This is a genomic window from Yonghaparkia sp. Soil809 (genome assembly GCF_001429705.1).
Lineage (GTDB): Bacteria > Actinomycetota > Actinomycetes > Actinomycetales > Microbacteriaceae > Microcella.
This window is the reverse complement of the sequence record NZ_LMSV01000001.1, coordinates 1,237,901-1,257,071: the sequence shown is the minus strand read 5'-3', so window position 1 is coordinate 1,257,071 and position 19,171 is coordinate 1,237,901. Positions and strand designations below refer to the sequence as shown.

At 72.8% G+C, this 19,171-nt stretch carries 18 protein-coding genes and 1 tRNA gene; 7 read left to right on the top strand and 12 right to left on the bottom strand.

What is annotated here, in order from left to right; all coding sequences use genetic code 11:
- Positions 1-9: 9 nt before the first annotated feature.
- The 3 genes from ASG83_RS06110 to ASG83_RS06100 form a co-directional block, all read right to left on the bottom strand.
- Positions 10-1,131, bottom strand: coding sequence for a M23 family metallopeptidase (locus ASG83_RS06110; protein ID WP_055858141.1), 1,122 nt, complete (start codon positions 1,129-1,131; stop codon positions 10-12).
- Positions 1,132-1,353: 222 nt separating this feature from the next.
- A complete protein-coding gene (locus tag ASG83_RS06105; RefSeq protein ID WP_055858138.1) occupies positions 1,354-2,187 on the bottom strand; it encodes an inositol monophosphatase family protein in 834 nt (277 codons plus the stop codon).
- Between the two features lie 28 nt (positions 2,188-2,215).
- Positions 2,216-2,300, bottom strand: a tRNA-Tyr gene (locus ASG83_RS06100).
- Positions 2,301-2,443: 143 nt separating this feature from the next.
- On the opposite strand from ASG83_RS06100, the gene ASG83_RS06095 reads away from it, so the two are divergent.
- Genes ASG83_RS06095 through ASG83_RS06075 form a run of 5 tightly spaced genes read left to right on the top strand, consistent with a single transcriptional unit; the run spans position 2,444 to position 7,162 of the window.
- On the top strand, positions 2,444-3,475 hold the full coding sequence (locus ASG83_RS06095) for a LacI family DNA-binding transcriptional regulator (RefSeq protein ID WP_055858134.1): 1,032 nt from the start codon (positions 2,444-2,446) through the stop codon (positions 3,473-3,475).
- A 52-nt stretch (positions 3,476-3,527) separates the two neighbouring features.
- Positions 3,528-4,016: a YajQ family cyclic di-GMP-binding protein gene (locus tag ASG83_RS06090; protein ID WP_055858131.1), complete on the top strand. Its 489-nt coding sequence runs from the start codon at positions 3,528-3,530 to the stop codon at positions 4,014-4,016.
- 9 nt (positions 4,017-4,025) lie between these two features.
- Positions 4,026-5,243, top strand: a complete 1,218-nt coding sequence (locus ASG83_RS06085; protein ID WP_055858129.1) for an MFS transporter — start codon at positions 4,026-4,028, stop codon at positions 5,241-5,243.
- A gap of 9 nt (positions 5,244-5,252) precedes the next feature.
- On the top strand, positions 5,253-6,740 hold the full coding sequence (gene cls, locus ASG83_RS06080) for a cardiolipin synthase (RefSeq protein ID WP_055858127.1): 1,488 nt from the start codon (positions 5,253-5,255) through the stop codon (positions 6,738-6,740).
- Between the two features lie 11 nt (positions 6,741-6,751).
- Positions 6,752-7,162, top strand: coding sequence for a DUF1801 domain-containing protein (locus tag ASG83_RS06075; protein WP_055858123.1), 411 nt, complete (start codon positions 6,752-6,754; stop codon positions 7,160-7,162).
- Between the two features lie 864 nt (positions 7,163-8,026).
- On the opposite strand, the gene ASG83_RS06070 is transcribed toward ASG83_RS06075, so the two are convergent.
- The 3 genes from ASG83_RS06070 to ASG83_RS06060 all read right to left on the bottom strand — a co-directional run bounded on the left by ASG83_RS06070 (position 8,027) and on the right by ASG83_RS06060 (position 11,337).
- Complete coding sequence (locus ASG83_RS06070; protein WP_055858120.1) at positions 8,027-9,376, bottom strand: FAD-dependent oxidoreductase; 1,350 nt, start codon at positions 9,374-9,376, stop codon at positions 8,027-8,029.
- Between the two features lie 70 nt (positions 9,377-9,446).
- A complete protein-coding gene (locus ASG83_RS06065) occupies positions 9,447-10,544 on the bottom strand; it encodes a polyprenyl synthetase family protein (RefSeq protein WP_055858117.1) in 1,098 nt (365 codons plus the stop codon).
- A gap of 22 nt (positions 10,545-10,566) precedes the next feature.
- The gene (locus ASG83_RS06060; RefSeq protein WP_082514780.1) at positions 10,567-11,337 is read right to left on the bottom strand and encodes a class I SAM-dependent methyltransferase; all 771 of its coding nucleotides are present in this window, start codon (positions 11,335-11,337) and stop codon (positions 10,567-10,569) included.
- Positions 11,338-11,419: 82 nt separating this feature from the next.
- Here ASG83_RS06060 and ASG83_RS06055 point away from each other — a divergent pair, with 82 nt between their 5' ends.
- Entirely contained in the window at positions 11,420-12,673 is a 1,254-nt protein-coding gene (locus tag ASG83_RS06055; protein ID WP_055858114.1) for an isochorismate synthase MenF, read from the top strand.
- A gap of 27 nt (positions 12,674-12,700) precedes the next feature.
- Here ASG83_RS06055 and ASG83_RS06050 read toward each other — a convergent pair whose 3' ends face one another.
- From ASG83_RS06050 to ASG83_RS06040, 3 genes are read right to left on the bottom strand one after another with little or no spacing between them, the layout of a single operon-like run.
- Entirely contained in the window at positions 12,701-13,525 is an 825-nt protein-coding gene (locus tag ASG83_RS06050; RefSeq protein WP_055858112.1) for a PPK2 family polyphosphate kinase, read from the bottom strand.
- 50 nt (positions 13,526-13,575) lie between these two features.
- Positions 13,576-15,294: a 2-succinyl-5-enolpyruvyl-6-hydroxy-3-cyclohexene-1-carboxylic-acid synthase gene (menD, locus tag ASG83_RS06045; protein ID WP_055858109.1), complete on the bottom strand. Its 1,719-nt coding sequence runs from the start codon at positions 15,292-15,294 to the stop codon at positions 13,576-13,578.
- Positions 15,266-15,619 carry a PLD nuclease N-terminal domain-containing protein gene (locus ASG83_RS06040; protein WP_055858106.1) on the bottom strand — a complete coding sequence of 118 codons (354 nt, stop codon included), beginning with the start codon at positions 15,617-15,619 and terminating at the stop codon, positions 15,266-15,268. The genes menD and ASG83_RS06040 overlap by 29 nt, the downstream gene beginning before the upstream one ends.
- A gap of 90 nt (positions 15,620-15,709) precedes the next feature.
- On the opposite strand from ASG83_RS06040, the gene ASG83_RS06035 reads away from it, so the two are divergent.
- The gene (locus ASG83_RS06035) at positions 15,710-15,985 is read left to right on the top strand and encodes a DUF4229 domain-containing protein (RefSeq protein WP_055858103.1); all 276 of its coding nucleotides are present in this window, start codon (positions 15,710-15,712) and stop codon (positions 15,983-15,985) included.
- Positions 15,986-15,995: 10 nt separating this feature from the next.
- Here ASG83_RS06035 and ASG83_RS06030 read toward each other — a convergent pair whose 3' ends face one another.
- Genes ASG83_RS06030 through ASG83_RS06020 form a run of 3 tightly spaced genes read right to left on the bottom strand, consistent with a single transcriptional unit; the run spans position 15,996 to position 19,118 of the window.
- Positions 15,996-16,964, bottom strand: a complete 969-nt coding sequence (locus ASG83_RS06030) for a 1,4-dihydroxy-2-naphthoate polyprenyltransferase (RefSeq protein WP_055858100.1) — start codon at positions 16,962-16,964, stop codon at positions 15,996-15,998.
- 4 nt (positions 16,965-16,968) lie between these two features.
- Positions 16,969-18,099 carry an AMP-binding protein gene (locus tag ASG83_RS06025; RefSeq protein ID WP_055858097.1) on the bottom strand — a complete coding sequence of 377 codons (1,131 nt, stop codon included), beginning with the start codon at positions 18,097-18,099 and terminating at the stop codon, positions 16,969-16,971.
- A 59-nt stretch (positions 18,100-18,158) separates the two neighbouring features.
- Positions 18,159-19,118: a 1,4-dihydroxy-2-naphthoyl-CoA synthase gene (locus ASG83_RS06020; protein ID WP_055858095.1), complete on the bottom strand. Its 960-nt coding sequence runs from the start codon at positions 19,116-19,118 to the stop codon at positions 18,159-18,161.
- Positions 19,119-19,171 lie beyond the last annotated feature (53 nt).

Below are 19,171 nucleotides of genomic sequence, written 5' to 3'. Positions count from 1 at the left end.
TGCGGGGTGCTAGCTCGCGTTCGTGGTGAGCCAGGCGAACGGGTCGACGGGGATCCCGTCGAGGCGCACCTCGAGGTGGAGGTGGGGGCCGGTCGACGCGCCCGTGCTGCCCACGAGTCCGACGAAGTCTCCCGCGGCGACCGTCTGACCCGGGACGAGCGGGGAGCTGCCGGTCTGCATGTGGGCGTAGAGCGTCGTGACCTTCTGGCCGTTGATGACGTGGTCGATGAACACGTGCGTGCCGTACGACCAGCCCTCCTGCAGATCGGAGACGACGCCGTCGGCGACCGCCTGGATCGGGGTGCCGTAGCCGGGGGTGAAGTCGGTGCCGCGGTGGTAGCTCGAGCAGCCGCGGCAGGGGGCGACGCGGTCGCCGTAGCCGGAGCTGATCGTCGTCGCGAACGGGAACGGCCATCGCACCGCGCCCGTGCCCGAGGTCGTGTACGTGAAGTCGCGGTTGCCGTACTTCGCGCGGAGGATCTCGGCGTACGAGGTCACCGACCAGTCGTCGCGGCTGGCGACGGGGGCGGTCGCGGTCGCCGCCGCGTTCATCTCGAGCACCTGCGCGGGCTCGGTCGACCGCTCGGCGGACGCGCCGGTCGCGATCGAGCTCAGGTTCGTCGACGCGGCGACGTCGCTCGGGCGGAAGAGCGCGTTCGCCGGCACCGTCGTGCCGATCAGGAGGCCGGCGACGGCGAGCATGACGGTCGGCGGGAGGGCGCGCTGAGCGATGCGGCGCATCATGGGCACGCGAGAGGCCTGCACGCCGTGGCGCATCTGCGGACGGGGCGCGGGGCGCTCGACGGCGCGGTGCGCGCGACGACCGGCGGCCGCAGGAGCGGCGGCGGCGATCGGCGCGACGGCCGGAGCGGGCGCGGCCTCGACGGCGGGGGCGGAGAAAGCGGGGACCGAGGAGGCGGGAGCCGAGGGTCGCCCGGAACGGCGGCCCGAGGCCCGCTCGGCCTCGCGCAGCGCGCGGCGGCTGGTCAGGGCGACGTCGGCGGCGGGGAGCACGATCGCAGCGTTCGAGGGCGCCTCGCCGCTGGTGAAGCCCAGGGACTCGATGCTTCCGGTGAAGGCGGAGGGGCTCTCAGGGAGCTCCCCAGCCGGCCGCTGGAGCTCGTCAGTCACGTGTCAGATTGCCTTAATCGTCGGTCGCGGGCCGCACGGACCACCGGTGGTGAGGGTATGAGCCTCGACGGGGTGGGTCTCCGAGCATCCGCTCTGGAACGGGTTCACCCGCGATCGCCAGCGTCACTGATTATCACGGATTGGTAAAGCCTAACCCGCCCGGCGTGATTGAGCCAGTCGAGCCGGGAATCGGTGCGCCCCCGAACAGGGGGTGCGTCGAGGTCAGGCGCCGACCTCGACGAGCAGCCGCTCGAGCTCGTCGACGGCCTCCGGGTGCGCGGCGAGCAGGAACTCGCGGTCGGGTCGGCGATCGCCGAAGCCCTTGACGACGGCGCCGGCCTCGCGGGCGATGAGAGCGCCCGCGGCGTGGTCCCACGGGCTGAGCGTGCGCTCGAAGTAGGCGTTCGCGCGGCCCGCCGCGACGCTGCAGAGGTCGAGCGACGCCGTCCCCAACCGGCGCAGGTCGCGCACGCGCGGCAGGAGCTGCGCGATCGCGACCCCCTGCTCCGCGCGCGTCTGGGCCGAGTACGCGAACCCCGTGAAGACGAGCGCCTCCGCGAGGGGCACCGCGTCCGCGACGCGGATGGGGCGCCCGTCGAGGTGCGCGCCACCGCCGCGCCGAGCGGTGAAGAGCTCGCCCGTGACGGGGTTCAGCACGACGCCCGCGACGGCCTCCCACGACTGCGGGTCCGGCTCGCCCGCGACGACGCCGATGCTGATGGCGTAGTGGGGGATGCCGTACAGGAAGTTGACCGTGCCGTCGATCGGGTCGACGACCCACGTGAGCCCGCTCTCGCTCGCGCCGCGGCCCCCCTCCTCGCCGAAGAAGCCGTCGAGCGGACGCGCCGCCCTCAGCCGCGCGCGGATCAGCGCCTCGCTGTCGCGGTCCACCTGCGTCACGACGTCGACGGGCGACGACTTGCGGTCGGCGACCTCCACGCCCGAGCGGCGGGCGTCGACGACGAAGGCGCCGGCCTCGCGCGCGACGTCGATCGCGAGTCGGAGCAGGTCGTCGTCGGTCGAGGCGGCGGAGGCGGTGGGGACGCTCGGGGTCATGCCCCGATTGTCGCAGGCGGCTCGGTGCTGGTGGCGAGTGAGGGATTCGAACCCCCGAAGGCTGAGCCGTCTGATTTACAGTCAGATCCCTTTGGCCGCTAGGGTAACTCGCCGATCGCGCGGCGGCCGGGGCCGATCGCGCGAGAACCAGGATACAAGCTCCGGCGGCCGCGCGTGACCAGGCCGAGGCAAGCGCTTCCAATCGCCGCACCGCGTGCCGGTATCCTCGCGATAGGCGAGGGAATAGAGGAACCGCATGGTGGGCATCGACGACGTCGCTCGACGCGCCGGCGTGTCGACCGCCACGGTCTCGCGCGCGCTGAGCGGGCGCGGGCACGTCGCCGCCGCCACGCGCGAGCGCGTCGAGGAGGCCGCGGCCGAGCTCGGCTACGTCGTCTCGGCGAGCGCCTCCAGCCTCGCGACCGGGCGCATGCGAAACATCGGGGTCGTCGTGCCCTTCCTCAACCGCTGGTTCTACACCTCCGTCCTCGAGGGGGCCCAGCGGCGCCTCATGCAGTACGGCTACGACCTCACGCTCTACAACCTCTCCGGGTCGAGCAACGAGCGCAGCACGGTGTTCGAGCAGTTCCTGCTCCGGCAGCGCGTCGACGCCGTGATCGCCGTGAGCCTCGAGCTCAGCGCCGAGGAGGTCGACTCGCTGCACGCGCTCGGCAAGCCGCTCGTCGGCGTCGGCGGGCCGATCCGCGGCGTGCCGACCGTGTCGATCGACGACGTCGGCGTCACGCGGCTCGCGACCGAGCACCTGCTCTCGCTCGGGCACACCGTGATCGGCCACATCGGCGGCGACGTCGACGCCGAGATGTCGTTCCACATGCCGACGAATCGCCGGCTCGGCTGGGAGGACGCGCTGCGCGATGCTGGCGTCGAGCCGCGCCCCGAGCTCTACTTCCCGGCCGTCTTCACGATGGAGAGCGGCTACGTCGCCGCGAAGCAGATGCTCGGCGACCCGCGGCTGCGCCCCACCGCCGTCGTCGTCGCGAGCGACGAGATGGCGATCGGCGTCATCCTCGCCGCGCGCGACATGGGCCTCGACGTGCCGCGCGACCTGTCGGTCGTCGGCATCGACGACCACGAGCTCGCTTCCTTCTTCGGCCTCACCACGGTCGCGCAGTTCCCGGAGCAGCAGGGCGAGCGCGCCGTCGAGCTGCTCATGCGCGAGCTCGAGCAGTCGCGCGACGACGAGCCGAGCAACTTGCAGCTGCCGTTCGAGCTCGTCGTGCGCTCGTCGACCTCCCGGCCCCGGCCGGACCGCGAGTCGCGCGGCTGAGATCCCGCGGTCGACCGCGTCACGGGCATCCGCCCCGACTACGATTGGCCGCATGGCTGATTCCTCATTCGACATCGTGAGCAAGGTCGACAAGATGGAGGCGGAGAACGCCGTCAACCAGGCGCAGAAGGAAGTCGCGCAGCGCTACGACTTCAAGAACGTCGGGGCGTCGATCGAGTGGAGCGGCGAGAAGCTGCTGCTCAAGGCGAGCGCCGAGGAGCGCGTCAAGGCCGTGCTCGAGGTCCTCGAGTCGAAGATGATCAAGCGCGGCATCGGGATCCGCAGCCTCGACACCGGTGCGCCGTACGCGAGCGGCAAGGAGTTCCGCATCGAGGTGGGGCTCAAGAACGGCATCTCGAGCGACGACGCGAAGAAGATCTCGAAGATCATCCGCGACGAGGGGCCCAAGAGCGTCAAGAGCCAGATCCAGGGCGACGAGCTGCGCGTGCAGTCGAAGAGCCGCGACGACCTGCAGGCGACGATGGCGCTGCTCAAGGGCAAGGACCTGGATGTCGCGCTGCAGTTCGTGAACTTCCGCTAGCCGACCGCGGTGTCGGGCGCGGGCGCCGGGTCCTCCGGCTGGGCGGGCCACGCGCGCGGCAGCCGCGAGTACCGGCGTATGCTCGTCGCGCTCGCCTTCGCGGGCGTCGCGACCTTCACGCAGCTGTACTCGACGCAGGGCATCCTGCCCCTCATCGCTCGCGACCTCGACGTCGACGCCGCGACGGCCGCGCTCACCGTGTCGGGGACGACGGCGGGGCTCGCGGCGGCGGTGATCCCGTGGTCGTGGGTCGCCGACCGGATCGGACGCCTGCCCGCGATGCGCATCGCCCTCGCGAGCGCGACCGTGCTCGGCCTGCTCGCTCCGCTCGCGCCCGACATCGTGTCGCTCGTCGGCGTGCGCATCATCGAGGGCGTCGCGCTCGGCGGCCTCCCCGCGATCGCCCTCACCTACCTCGCCGAGGAGGTCGACCGGCGGCACGCCGCCGCGGCCGCCGCGACCTACGTCGCCGGGACGAGCCTCGGCGGGCTCCTCGGCCGGCTCGTCGCGGCCCCCGTCGCCGAGCAGACCGGCTGGCGGATCGGCGTCGCCACCGTCGCCGTCATCGCCGCGGTCGCCGCCGCCGTCTTCATGGTGCTCGCGCCGCGCGCGCGGGGCTTCGACCGCGGGCCGGTCGGCGGGGTCGCGCACGTCGCGCGGACCATCGCACGCCTCGCCCGCGACCGCGTGCTCGTGTCGCTGTGGGCGCAGGGCTTCCTGCTCATGGGCGGGTTCGTGACGGTCTACAACTACCTCGCCTTCCACCTCGAAGGCGCGCCCTTCCTGCTGCCGCCGTCGCTCGCCTCGCTCCTGTTCGCCGCCTACCTCGCGGGAACGGCCTCCTCGCGCGTCGCGGGCGCGATCGCCGAGCGCATCGGCATCGGGCCGGTGCTCATCGCATCCTCCGGGGTCATGCTGGCCGGCCTCGCCCTCACGCTCGTCGAGCAGCTCGCGGTCGTGATCGTCGGCCTCGTCGTGCTCACCGCGGGGTTCTTCGCGGGGCACGCCAGCGCATCCGCCGCCATCGGCCAGCGCGCCGCCACGGGCCGCGCGCAGGCGACGAGCGTGTACACGCTCGGCTACTACGCGGGGTCGAGCCTGTTCGGCTGGCTCGGCGGCTACGCCTACCTCGCGGGCGACTGGACGGCCGTCGTCGGCCTCGTCGCGGCCCTCGCGGCGATCGCCGGCGCGGTCGCGGTCATCGGCACGCGCCCGCCGCGTGACTAGACTCCGCCCATGACGACCATCGAGCTCGACACGGCCAGCGCATGGGTCGTGTTCATCATCGGTGTCGCCGCCGTCCTGGCGCAGGTCGTCATCGCGGTGACGTCGCTCGTGATGGTGCCGCGCAACCGGCGCCCGCAGACGGCGCTCGCCTGGCTGCTGCTCATCTACATCCTGCCGATCGTCGGCTTCCTGCTCTTCCTCCTGCTGGGGTCGAGGAGGCTGCCGAAGCGGCGCCGCGAGAAGCAGACCGAGATCAACGAGTACATCCTCAACACCACCGAGGGCATGGATCGCGTCCGGAAGGATCCGCCGTGGCCGCCGTGGCTCGAGCCGATCGTCGAGCTCAACCGCACGCTCGGGGCGATGCCTCTCGTCGGCGGCAACACGGCCGAGCTGTACACCGACTACGCGGAGTCGATCGCGGCGATGACGGCGGCGGTGCGCGAGGCGGAGCGGATCGTGCACGTCGAGTTCTACATCCTGTCGCTCGACGAGGCGACCGCCGACTTCTTCGACGCGCTCGAGGACGCCGTGCGTCGCGGCCTCACCGTGCGCGTGCTCTACGACCACGTCGCCTCGGTGCGCGTGCCCGGCTATCGCGTGACGAAGCGCCGGCTGATCGCGATGGGGGTCGAGTTCCGGGCGATGCTGCCGGTGCGTCCGTGGCGCGGGCAGTGGCAGCGGCCCGACCTGCGCAATCACCGCAAGTTCCTCATCCTGGACGGGACGACGGCCTTCACGGGCTCGCAGAACATGGTCGACCGCGGCTACCACCGCAAGCCGCTGCGCAGCGGCGATCGGCTCGCGTGGAAGGAGCTCGTGGTCCGCTTCGACGGGCCGATCGCGGCGGGCATCGAGGCGCTCTTCGCGACCGACTGGTACGCGGAGACGGACGAGCTGCTGCTGCGCGAGAGCGTCGTCGCCCCGGAGGTCGACCCGGAGGTCGGGCTCGACGCGCAGGTCGTCCCGAGCGGTCCCGCCTTCGAGGGGGAGAACAACCTGCGGCTGTTCAACTCGCTGCTGTACGCCGCGCAGGAGCAGATCCAGATCTGCTCGCCCTACTTCGTGCCCGACGAGTCGATGCTCTACGCCATCACGACGGCGGCGCAGAGCGGGCTCGACGTGCAGCTGTTCGTCTCGGAGATCGGCGATCAGACGCTCGTCTTCCACGCCCAGCGCTCGTACTACGAGGAGCTCCTGCGGGCCGGCGTGCGCATCTGGCTCTACCGTTCGCCGACGGTCCTCCACGCCAAGCACTTCACGATCGACGACCAGGTCGCCGTCATCGGCTCGAGCAACATGGACATGCGCTCGTTCAGCCTCAACCTGGAGGTGTCGGTGATGGTGCGCGGGGCATCCGTCATCAGGCGGCTGCGCGAGGTGGAGCAGTCGTACCGCGACAACTCGACCGAGCTGACGCTCGAGCAGTGGATGAACCGGCCGGCCCACATGCGCGCGTTCGACGACCTCGCCCGTGTGACGGCGACGGTGCAGTAGGAGGTCTCGCGATGACGCCGAAGACGATGCCGACAGATGTGCCGGTCGAGGAGTTCCTCGCCACCCTCGACGCGCGCCGCAGCGCGGAGGGGGCGCGGCTCGTGGAGCTGTTCCGGTCGGAGACGGGCGCCGACGCCGTGATGTGGGGCCCGACGATGATCGGGTTCGGGCAGTACGCGTACCGATACGCGAGCGGGCACGAGGGGGTGTGGCCTCGGGCGGCGTTCTCGCCGCGGAAGGCGAAGCTCTCGTTCTACGGCCTGCAGACGCACCCGGAGGCGGCGGCGCTGCTCGAACGGCTCGGGCCGCACACGACCGGGGTCGACTGCGTGTATGTGAACCGACTCGACGCGATCGATGAGGACGTGCTGCGCGAGCTCGTGCGCCTCTCGTGGGCGACGACGGAGGAGAGCGCGGTCTGAGCGCCGGCCCCGCCCCCGCGCCGGTCTCTGCGCGGCTTCCCTCGGGGTTCCCGGTATGACCGCGTTTCCGCCCACTCCCGCCCGTGGCCGCATCGGTAGTCGCATCCACATCCGCAGGCTGGCAGGCGCAGGCTGGCAGGCGCAGAAGGCCGTCGCTCACACCAGGCTTCGATAAGTGCGGACTGCGTGACGCGGGTTCAGCTCGTCCGTACTTATCGAAGCGTGCAGATCCGGACCGTCTGATGCTCCTACTGAAAGCGATGGTGCACGCAACGCGGGAGCCGACCCGACGAACGCTCGTTCGGTCCTCCTCCTCGAGTAGGCGTCGGGTTCGCCATTCCCCATGCGCCGCGCCTGGCCCTGCGGCGAAGCCCGGCGCGCGCAACACTGGCCGACATGCTCGACCCTCAGGCACTCGATGACTACCTGTCGGCCTGCGGTGGCATCGTGTCGTTCGCCGAACTCCGGTCGCTGGGCTACGACGAGGACCTTCTCCGCGTCGCGCTCGGACGACGACGACTCGTGCGATTGCGGCACGGCTGGTACGGAACGCCCGACCTCCCGCAGGACGTCCGGCGGGGCTGGGNCCCGCCACGATCCGCGGGTGGTTCACATCTCGATCCGGCGGCACGGACGGACACCGGCGACGATAGGCCGTGACGCCGTCGGACTCGGGATCGTTCGCCACTACGGCGAGGTCGGGCCCGATCGACGGGTGGTGAGCGACGCGATAGCTCGACGTCAGCTGGCTCGGTGCCGGCTCCCGAACGCTGAGGATCCCGACCTCCATCCGCCCGCGAGCGACAGTCCATCGAAACGGAGATACGAACGCGCCCTCGCCAAGATGCCGCCGTGGGCCGAGACCTAGTCGCGCGAGATGCGCACCATCTCGTCGCGCGGGACGACCTTGATGCGCGCGCGGCCGCGGGCGGCGCCGAGCTCCTGCTCGTGCGCGTCGAGGCGTCGCCATCCGTCGAGGTCCGTGTAGAGGACCCCGCGACCGCGGAGCATCTCGACGACGGCGCCCTCGTCGGGTTCCGATGGGCTCCACCAGCCGGACTGCCCGTTCAGCACGTGCTGGATGGTCTCCATCGCGTCGCTCTTCGTGTGGCCGATGAGGCCGACGGGGCCGCGCTTGATCCAGCCGGTCGCGTAGACGCCCGGCAGGACGGCATTGTCGTCGCCCAGCACCCGGCCCTCGTGGTTCGGGATCACGCCGTGGCGGTCGTCGAACGGGATGCCGTCGAGCGGCGAGCCGAAGTAGCCGACCGCGCGGTAGACCGCCTGCACGGGCACCTCGCGGAGCTCCCCCGTTCCGACGACCCCGCCGGCGCCGTCCGGGCGCGTGCGCTCGTACCGGAAGCCCACGACCCGGCCGTCCTCGCCGAGCACCTCGACGGGCTTCGCGTAGAAGTGCAGGTGCAGGCGCCGCGACGCCTGGCCGGTCTCGCGGGCGCGCCACTGGCTGAAGACCTTGTCGATCACGAAGAGCTGCTTGTTCGACGCGATCGCCGCGCGCGCGGCCTCGTCGTACTCGAAGTCCTCGTCGTGCACGATCATGTCGACGTCGCGCAGCTCGCCGAGCTCGCGCAGCTCCAGCGGCGTGAACTTCACCTGCATGGGGCCGCGGCGGCCGAAGACGTGCACGTCGGTGACGGGCGACGCCTCGAGGCCCGCGTGGACGTTGTCGGGGATCTCCGTCGGCAGCAGATCCTCCGGGTGCTTCGCGAGCACGCGCGCGACGTCGAGCGCGACGTTGCCGTTGCCGATCACCGCCACCGACTGCGCGGTCAGCGGCCACTCTCGCGGGACGTCGGGGTGGCCGTCGTACCAGCTGACGAAGTCGGCGGCGCCGTACGAGCCCTCCAGGTCGATGCCGGGGATGCTCAGCTCGGCATCGCGCACCGCCCCCGTCGCGAAGATCACGGCGTTGTAGTGCCGCTTCAGATCGTCGAGCGTGATGTCGGTGCCGTACCGGACGTTGCCGAAGATGCGGATGTCGCCGGAGTCGAGCACGTCGCGCAGGGCGTTGATGATGCCCTTGATGCGCGGGTGATCGGGGGCGACGCCGTACCGGACCAGACCGTACGGCGCGGGCAGCTGGTCGAACAGGTCGATCGAGACCTCGAACGAGCGCTCGTGCTTGAGCAGGATGTCGGCGGCGTAGATGCCGGCGGGGCCTGCTCCGACGATGGCGAGCCTGAGCTTGGTCATGCGGGTGGTTCCGTTCCTCGATCGTGCGGGGGTCGTGGGGGCTCGCGGCGCGCGCGGGACGCTCGCGGCCCTACTTGCTGCGGTCGACGACCGCCTCGGCGAACTTCGTCAGAGCCTTCTTCACCGGCCCGTCGGGCAGCGGCGCGAGCGCGGCGACCGCGTCGTCGGCCCAGCGGCGGGCCTCGAGCAGGGTCTCCTCCGTCACCGGGTGGCCGCGCAGCTCCGCGATCGCCGCGGCCAGCTCGGCCTCGTCGGCCGCGCGGTCCTCCGCGGAGGTCGCCGCGTCGTCGAGCTCGTCGACGTTGCGCTCGATGCGACCCAGCAGCTCGGCGGCGCTCGCGTCCGTCGCCGCGGCCCGGCGAAGGAAGAGCAGGGGGAGCGTCGCGACGCCGCTGCGCAGGTCGGTGCCCTGCGCCTTGCCCGTCTCGGCGTCTGCCTCCGCGAGATCGATCACGTCGTCGATGAGCTGGAAGGCGACGCCGATCCTCTCGCCGAAGGCGACGACCGGCTCCTCGAACTCCGTCGGGGCGTTGGAGAAGATGACGCCCATCTGCGCGGCGGCCGCGATGAGCGAGCCCGTCTTGTCGGCGAGCACCTGCAGGTAGTGCTCGATCGGGTCGTCGCTCGCCCGCGGGCCGAGGGTCTCGTGCAGCTGCCCGAGGCACAGGCGCTCGAACGTGTCGGCCTGAAGCTTGATGGCGCCCTCGCCGAGGCTCGCGACGAGCTTGGAGGCCCGGGCGAAGAGCAGGTCGCCGGTCAGGATCGCCACCGAGTTGCCCCACACGTGCTGCGCGGTCGGGACGCCGCGGCGAAGCTCCGCCTCGTCCATGACGTCGTCGTGGTACAGCGAGGCGAGGTGCGTGATCTCGATGGCCTGCGCGGCGGTGACGACGGCGGGGGTCGCCCCGTCGCCGAGCTGCGCGGTGAGGAGCGTGAGCACGGGTCGGATGCGCTTGCCGCCGGCCTCGAGAAGGTAGCGGGACGTGACATCCGCCATGTCGTCGGCGAAGGCGACCTCCTTCAGCAGGCCCGCCTCGACGGTCTCGAGGCCCGACTCGATGGCGTCCGCGAAGCGGCGCTCCTCGCTCGAGGCGAAGAGCTTCTCGCCGAGCCCGAGCGACGCGCTGAGCGTCTTGCTGCGGCGAGCGAGAGGAGTGCTCCAGGTCACGGTGTGCCGATCTGTCAGGGGGTCACTCGGCCGCGGCCGACGAGGTGGGGCGCCGGCGGGCGACGCGCTTCTTGGCGGCGGATGCCCGGATCGCCGCATCGATCGGCTTGCGTCCGCGGTGCAGGGCCACGACCCCGACCGTGAGGTTGCGGTAGGCCACGCGCGTGAAGCCGGCGGCGCGCATCCACTGGCACAGGATGCCCTGCTCGGGCCAGTCCGCGATCGACTCGAACAGGTACCGGTAGGCGTCGGGGTTCGTGCTCGCGGCGCCCGCGATGAAGGGCATGACCTTCTGCAGGTAGGCGAAGTAGCCGCGGCGGATGATGCCGATCGGCGGGCGCGAGAATTCGCAGATGAGGAGGCGTCCGCCGGGCTTCAGGACGCGGTACATCTCGCTCAGAGCGAGGCGCGGGTCCTCCACGTTGCGCAGGCCGAAGCTGATCGTGACGGCGTCGAACTCGTCGTCGCCGAAGGGCAGCCTCTGCGCGTCGCCCTCGACGAACTCGAGCTCGGGGTGGCGCTTGCGCCCCTCCTCGATCATGCCGGCGGAGAAGTCGAACGCGATGACGCGGGCGCCCGACCTCGCGATCGCGGCCGAGCTCGTGCCCGTGCCCGCGGCGATGTCGAGGATGCGCTCGCCCGGCTGCGGATCGATCGCGCGCACCGTGTGCAGGCGCCAGAGCGAGGCGTTGCCGACGGAGAGCACGGCGTTGGTGCGGTCGTAGCCGCGGGCGACGCCGTCGAACATTGCCGCGACGTCGCGCGACTTCTTGCTCAGGTCGGCCCTCGTCACGCCGCTCAGTCTAGTGAGTGCTCACTGCGCGTTGTCCGCGAGCGGCCTGGGCGCTCGGGGTCCCGGCGGTACGCTTCCCTACGTGCCCTCCTCCGCGTCGCCGGGAGCCGCCCTGCGCGCGGTCTCCGAACCCGTCGATGACGCGACGGCCCTGCTCGAGTACGCCTCGGCCGCGCATCCCCTCGTCGCCCTCCGGCGCGGCGACGGCATCGTCGGCATCGGCGAGATCGCCCGCATCACCGTCACCGGCCCCGACCGCCTCGCGCGCGCCGCGGCCGCGTGGCGCGAGCTCGCCGCGGCCGCCCGCGTCGACGACGCCGTGCACCAGCCCGGGTCGGGGCTCGTCGCCTTCGGGGCCTTCGCGTTCGCCGACACCTCGGCGGTCGAGAGCGTGCTCATCGTGCCCGAGATCGTCGTGGGCCGGCGCGGGCCGGTCACCTGGGTGACGCGCATCACCTCCGACGACGGCGGGCGCGACCTCGAGCTCGCCCCTCCCGTGGCGACGCGGCTCGGGGCCCGGCCGCGGGCGACGCTCGCGGCGGCATCCCTCACGCGCCAGGAGTACGTGGCGCTCGTGCGCGACGTCGTGACTCGGATCCGCTCGGGCGAGGTCGAGAAGGTCGTCATGGCGCGCGACGCGCGCGCGAGCATCCCCGCCGATGCCGACCGGAGGGCGCTGCTGCAGGAGCTCGCCGAGGCCTACCCCGACACGCTCACCTTCGCCGTCGACGGGCTCGTCGGCGCGAGCCCCGAGACGCTCGTGAGCGTGCACGCCCGCGAGGCCTCGGCGCGCGTGCTCGCCGGGTCGCGCGCCCGGGGCGCCGGCGCGACCGACGACGCGGCCGCCGCGACGGCCCTCGCGACGAGCACGAAGGATCTCGACGAGCACGCCTTCGCGGTGCAGAGCGTGCTGCGCGCGCTCCGCCCCCACGCGCGCGCGGTGACCGCGAGCGAGTCTCCCTTCACCCTCAAGCTCGCCAACCTCTGGCACCTGGCGACGGATGTCGAGGTCGAGCTCTCGGAGGACGCCTCGGGCCTCGATCTCGTGGCCGCCCTGCACCCCACGGCCGCGGTCGCCGGCAGCCCGACGGCGGACGCCCTGCGGCTCATCGCCGAGCTGGAGCCCTTCGATCGCGGCCGCTACGCCGGCCCGGTCGGCTGGATCGACCAGGACGGCGACGGCGAGTGGGTCATCGCGCTGCGCTGCGCGCGCATCGACGACGACGGCACGCTCACGGCGTACGCGGGGGCGGGCATCGTCGCGGACTCCGACCCGGAGTCGGAGCTCGCCGAGACGCGCATGAAGTTCCGTCCGATCGCGGATGCCCTGCGCTAGTCGCCCGCTCGACCGGCCCGCGCGGTCCTAGCTCGCCGCGAGCCGCCGCTTCTCGAGCTCGACGTCGAAGTCGGCGGCCGGCCACTGCGGGTCGAGCTCGCGCAGCTCGCGCAGCAGGAGGTGCTGCACGGCGAGGCGGGCGAACCACTTGCGGTCGGCGGGCACGACGAACCACGGGGCGTGATCGGCGTCGGTCTCGGCGATGGCGCGCTCGTAGGCCTCCATGTACTGCGGCCAGAGCATCCGCTCGTCGACGTCGCCGGGGTTGTACTTCCAGTGCTTATCGGCGCGATCGAGGCGCTCCTGCAGGCGCTCCTTCTGCTCATCGGGCGAGATGTGGAGCATGACCTTGATGACGCGCGTGCCGTCGTCGACGAGTCGCCGCTCGAAGTCGCGGATCTCGCCGTAGCGGCGCTCGATCTCGTCGGCCGGGGCGAGCTCGCGGACGCGCGCGATGAGGACGTCCTCGTAGTGCGAGCGGTCGAAGACGCCGATCATGCCGGGGCCGGGGAGGCGGCGCGCGATGCGGGCGAGGAAGTGCTCGGCGAGCTCCTCCGGCGTGGGCTTCTTGAAGGCGGCGAGGGCGACGCCCTGCGGGTCGACGGCGCCGACGACGTGGCGGAGGATTCCACCCTTGCCGGCGGTGTCCATGGCCTGGAGGACGAGGAGGATGCGCCGCTCGTCGCCCGCGCGACTCGCGGCGAAGAGCTTCTCCTGCAGGGCGCTGAGCTCGTCGGCGCCGGCCGCGAGGGCCGCCTGCCCGTCCTTCTTGTCGCCGTCGAAGCCGGGGGTGGCGCGGGTGTCGATGTCGGCGAGGCGCACGTCGGCGCCGGCTCGCAGCAGCTGGTCCATGGGGCGACGCTACGCGGCGCGCGGCCTGCGCGTCGAGTGCGCTCACGGGCCTACGGCTCGAGGGGCACGTGCACGAGCAGCAGGCGCTCGCGCGCGGTGAGGGCGTCGTCGAGCTCGGCGCGCGTCGTGACGCGACGGTGCTCCCACCCGCCGGCCGCGGCGAGCGCCGCGAAGTCGACCGCGACGGGTGTGCGCATGACGCGGGTGAAGTCGTCGGCATCGGCGGTCGCGGCGACCTCGAGCGAGTCGAAGATCGTCCCGCCGCCGTCGTCGCCGACGAACACGTGCAGCGAGACGTCCTCCGGCAGCGGAGCCAGGAGCGCCCCGGCGTCGTGGACCGCGGCGAGGTCGCCGAGCAGCACGCGGACGACGCCGTGGCGCTCGGCTCGACGGGCGGCGAGCGCGATGCCGGCGGCCGTCGAGATCGTGCCGTCGATGCCGGCGAGACCGCGGTTGGCGTGGACGGGGATCCTCTTGCCGGGAACGATGCGGTCGGCCTCCCGGATGAGGCGCGAGGCCCCCAGCACGAGGCGATCGTGCGGCCAGGTGGATGCCCAGAGCGCGCGGGCGAGCATCCGCCGGTCGACGGGGGCGCGCAGGATCGCCATCTCGGCGCGGGCGAAGGCGGCGCGCACGCTCGGCTCCTCCGAGACGGCCGCACCGAGATCGGGCGCGGGGTCGTCGGGCGCCTCCGACTCGAGCACGGCGCGCGACATCGCGACCCAGCCGCCCACCCAGCGCCGCACGACCGCCGGGTCGGGGATGCCGTGCACGCGGACGCCGTCGACGATGCGCGCGCGGCGACCCGGGTCGTACGCCTCGACCCCGGGCGTGCGGATGACGATCGCCTCGACGTCCGCGCGCTGCAGCAGCGCCGGCACCTCGCGGCTCAGCGTCGGATGGCCGACGACGATCGCGCGCGCGACCGCGTCGCCGTGGGGCCCGCGCAGCACGTCGCGGTAGGCCGCGACGACGTGCCGACCGAAGCGCGACTCGCTCGCGACCTCGGCGATGAGCGGGGCGCCGAGCTTCTCGGCGAGCTCCGTCGCGAGCGGCCCGGCCCCGGTGCCCGCGATGACGACGGTCGCGTCGTCGGGCTCCAGGTCGAGCACGATGCGGTCGCGGCGATCGCCCGGCGCGGTCGTGCCGCGCTCGTCGTCACCGGCGGCGGGATGCTCGCCCGCACCGAGGTCGGCGGGAAGCTCCACGGCTCCGCTGAGCGGCTCGCGGTAGGCGAGGTTCACGTGCACCGGGCCCTCCGCCGCGGCGCGGACGGCGAGCTCGGCCAGGTCGCCCGCGTCGTCGACCTCGTGGGCCGCGCCGACGGGAGCCGCGACGTCCCAGTCGGCGCGCACGAGGTCGCCGAAGATGCCCGGCTGCACGGTCGTCTGATTGCTGCCGATTCCCCGCAGCTCGGCGGGCCGGTCGGCCGAGAGCACGATGATGCCGACTCCCGAGTGGTGGGCCTCGAGGACGGCCGGGTGCAGGTTCGCGACGGCGGTTCCCGAGGTGCAGATGACGGGCACGGGCAGGCCCGACTCGGCGGCGAGGCCGAGGGCGGTGAACCCCGCGACCCGCTCGTCCACGCGGACGTGCAGCTCGATCGCGCCGGCGCGGGCGGCGGCCGCGACGGCGAGCGCGAGGGCCTGCGAGCGGGAGCCGGGGCTCAGGACGACGTCGCGCACGCCGTGGCGGATCAGCCCGACGACGAGGGCGGTCGCTGCGCGCTGCGCCGGCGACTCAGCGGGCGGAGTCGTCGCGGGTGTCATCGTCGAGGTCGGCGAGTTCCTGCTCGAGACGGCGGAGGCGCTCGTCCTGCTCCGCGCGGCGCGCGACGTCCTCCCGGTTGATGGAGCCGAGGAAGTCGGGGTCGTCGTCGGGGGCGATGATGCGCGTGCCGCCGGACGTGCGGCGGGCCTTGCCGATGACGAGCCAGAGGATGCCGCCGATGACCGGCAGGAGAACGACGAGGATGGCCCAGACGGGCTTCTGCAGGCCGCGCACGCGGGAGCGGTCGGTGAGCAGGACGTCGACGAGCGTGTAGATCGTGAACGCGACCGCGACCACGGCGAGCACGACGAGGAACCTGGCCATGGGGCGAGTGTACGCCGGACCCCTGGGCCCGCGCCGGGTGCGGTCGGGGAGCGGACCGGGTGCTCGGACGGCCGCTCCTAGACTGGGGGCGTGAACCCCTGGATCCAGTACAGCCTCGTGCGTCTCGGCATCTTCGGAGCGGCGTTCGCCCTGCTCTTCCTGGTGCTGCCGGCCCCGCTGGAGTCGATCGGCGTCGTCGGGTTCGCCGTCATCGTGATCGCCGCCGTCATCGCGGCCGTCGTCGCCCTCACGGTCTCGTACATCTTCTTCGGCCGGCTCCGCGACGCGGTGGCCGCCGACCTCGCCGAGCGCCGGGCGAAGCCCGCCGTCGACCCGGACGCCGCGGCCGAGGACGCCGCGAGCTGACCGAGTACGACTAGAAGGCGATCGCGGCAGCGAGCCCGAGCCCGGTCGCGAGCGCCGCGAGCGAGGTGAGCTTGAGCGCGAGCACGAGCTCGGCCGCCGTGCGCGCGAGCACCACGATGAGGATGACGGGCGCACTGATCAGCAGAGTGAAGTACACGTACGGCGCCCACACGTAGAGCGCCGCGAACCAGCCGAGCACGCCGTAGGCGCCGACGATCAGCACCGAGAAGAGGATGCGGGCCGCCCGATCGCCCAGCCGCACGGCCAGCGTGCGCTTGCCGGCCAGGGCATCCTGACCGCGATCGCGGATGTTGTTGACGAGCATGACGGCCGCCGCGAAGAGACCTGCGATGACGCCCGCGAGCCAGGCGTCGAGCGGGGCGTCGACGATCTGGACGTACGTCGTGCCGACCGTCGCGACGAGGCCGAAGAAGACGAACGCGACGAGCTCGCCGAGCCCCGAGTAGCCGTACGGACGGCGGCCGCCGGTGTAGAACCAGGCGGCGGCGAGCGCGACGGCTCCGATCAGCAGCAGCCAGTACTGCCCGCTCAGCACGACGACCGCGAGGCCGGCGAGCGCGCCGAGCCCGAGGAGGACGAGCGCGACCGTGAGCACGGTGCGCGCGGGGGCGGCGCCCGATCCGGTGAGGCGGCGAGGCCCGACCCGCTGGGCGTCGGTGCCGCGCACGCCGTCGGAGTAGTCGTTGGCGTAGTTGACGCCGATCTGCAGGAGCACCGCGGTCGCGAGGCAGAGCACCGCGATGAGGATGTCCGCGCCGGCGTTGACGTGCGCGACGGCCGTTCCGAGAGCGACGGGCGCGATCGCGAGGCTCAGGGTGCGCAGGCGGGCGCCGGCGATCCAGTCGCGCGCGGTCGCGCGCGAGGCCGCCGCCGGGTTGCCCGAGCGCTTCGTCGCCGAGGAGGAGCCTGAGGTCTTCTGGGGTGCCCTGCTCGCAGGTCGCTTCGTCGCCACGAGCATGATCCTAGGGGCGGGCGCGCTCCGCGATGGCAAGGCGGTCGGGCTTGCCGGAGGGGAGGATCGGAAGAGCATCCACCGTCATGACGCGGTCGGGGCGCGCCTCGGGCGGGAGCACCGCGCCGACCGCGCGTCGCAGCGTCGCGAGGTCGGGGCGCGCGGTCGTCACGACGACCGGCACCTCGCCCCACTCGGCGTGGTGGCCGGCGACGACGACGGCGTCGGAGAGCCCGGGCTGCTCGCGCACGACGCGCTCGACGTCGCCGAGGCGCACCTTGAGCCCGCCCGTCACGATCGTGTCGTCGAGCCGACCGGTCACGCGCAGCACGCCGTCGACGAGCTCGCCGGCGTCGTCCGTGCGGTACCAGCGGTGCTCGTCGTGCTCGACGAAGGCGCGGGCGGTGCGCTCGGGGTCGCCGAGGTAGTACTCCACGATCGTCGGGCCGCCGAGCTCGATGCGACCGTCGACGATGCGCACCATCGCCTGCCCGATCGGGCGGCCGTCGTACACGACGCCGCCGCACGTCTCGCTCGAGCCGTACGTGCGGGTGACGCGCCAGCCGTGCGCGCGGGCGCGGTCGACGAGCGCGGCGGGCGTCGACTGGCCGCCGACGAGGATGCGCGAGAACCCGGCGATCGCCTCGCGCAGCTCGTCGTTCGCGTCGGCCTCGTCGAGCAGGCGCCCGAGCTGGGCCGGGACGAGCGCGGTGTACCGCACCTTCTCGGTCATGCGCGCGATCGCGGCGAGGACGGTCGCGGCGTCCATACGGCCGGGCGCGACCGGAACAGGGGGGATGCCCGCCGCGAGCGAGCGCGCGAGCACGTTGATGCCGGCGATGTAGTGCACGGGCAGCGCGAGCAGCCACTGGCCGGGCTCGCCGAGCGCGCCGTTGGAGGCGGCGGCGCTCGCGAGCACGGCGTCGGCGCTCAGGGCGACGCGCTTGGGGGTGCCGGTCGACCCGCTCGTCTCCACGACGAGGGCGATGCGCTTCTCGACCTCGAGGGGGGCGGTCTGGACGGGGTTCACTCCGCCGCCGCGGAAGAGGACCGCGGGCCCATCGCCGCTCAGCGCGTCGCGCAGGTGCGCGAGGCACGCGACAGGGTCGGAGGTGTCGATGACGGCGAGCGGACGGGTCACCCGTTCACGCTAGCGCGCAGGGCTGTCAGTACTGCCAGGGGCCCCGTGCTGCCAGGGGCCTAGTACTGCCAGGGGAACGGCGACCAGTCGGGCGCGCGCTTCTCGAGGAAGCTGTCGCGGCCCTCGACGGCCTCGTCGGTGCCGTATGCGAGCCGCGTGGCCTCGCCCGCGAAGAGCTGCTGCCCCACCATCCCGTCGTCGGTGAGGTTCATCGCGTACTTGAGCATGCGGATCGCCGTGGGGCTCTTGGTGAGGATCGTCTCGGCCCAGTCGAGCGCCGTGGCCTCGAGCTCGGCGTGCGGCACGACGGCGTTCACGGTGCCCATCGCGTAAGCGCGGTCGGCGTCGTACTCGCGGGCGAGGAAGAAGATCTCGCGCGCGATCTTCTGCCCGACCTGCTTGGCGAGGTAGGCGCTGCCGTACCCGGCGTCGAAGCTGCCGACATCGGCGTCGGTCTGCTTGAAGCGCGCGTGCTCGCGGCTCGCGATCGTGAGGTCGCACACGACGTGCAGCGAGTGCCCGCCGCCCGCCGCCCACCCGGGCACGACGGCGATGACGACCTTGGGCATGAACCGGATGAGGCGCTGCACCTCGAGGATGTGCAGCCGCGGCGCGCTGGAGCTGGGGCGGAGGCCATTTCTGGCCTCCGCTGCGACGCCAGCGCCGACGCCCGTCTCGGGCGTCGGTTCGTACTCATAACCAAAGCGGCCGCGGATGCGCTGGTCCCCACCCGAGCAGAACGCCCACCCCGCATCCTTCGGGCTCGGCCCATTGCCGGTCAGCAGCACGACGCCGACGCGCGGGTTCTGGCGGGCGTCGTCGAGCGCGCGGTAGAGCTCGTCGACCGTGTGCGGGCGGAACGCGTTGCGCACCTCGGGCCGGTCGAACGCGATGCGCGCGATGCGCCCGCTCGTGTCGAGGTGGTACGTGATGTCGGTGAGGGCGTCGAAGCCGTCGACGGGGCGCCAGCGCTCGGGGTCGAACAGCTCGGAGACGTGCGGGGCTGCGGGCTCGGCCATTCCGCCAGCCTACGCGCGGGGGCTGGTGGGCGGCGTGAGCGGGCCGCGGCGCG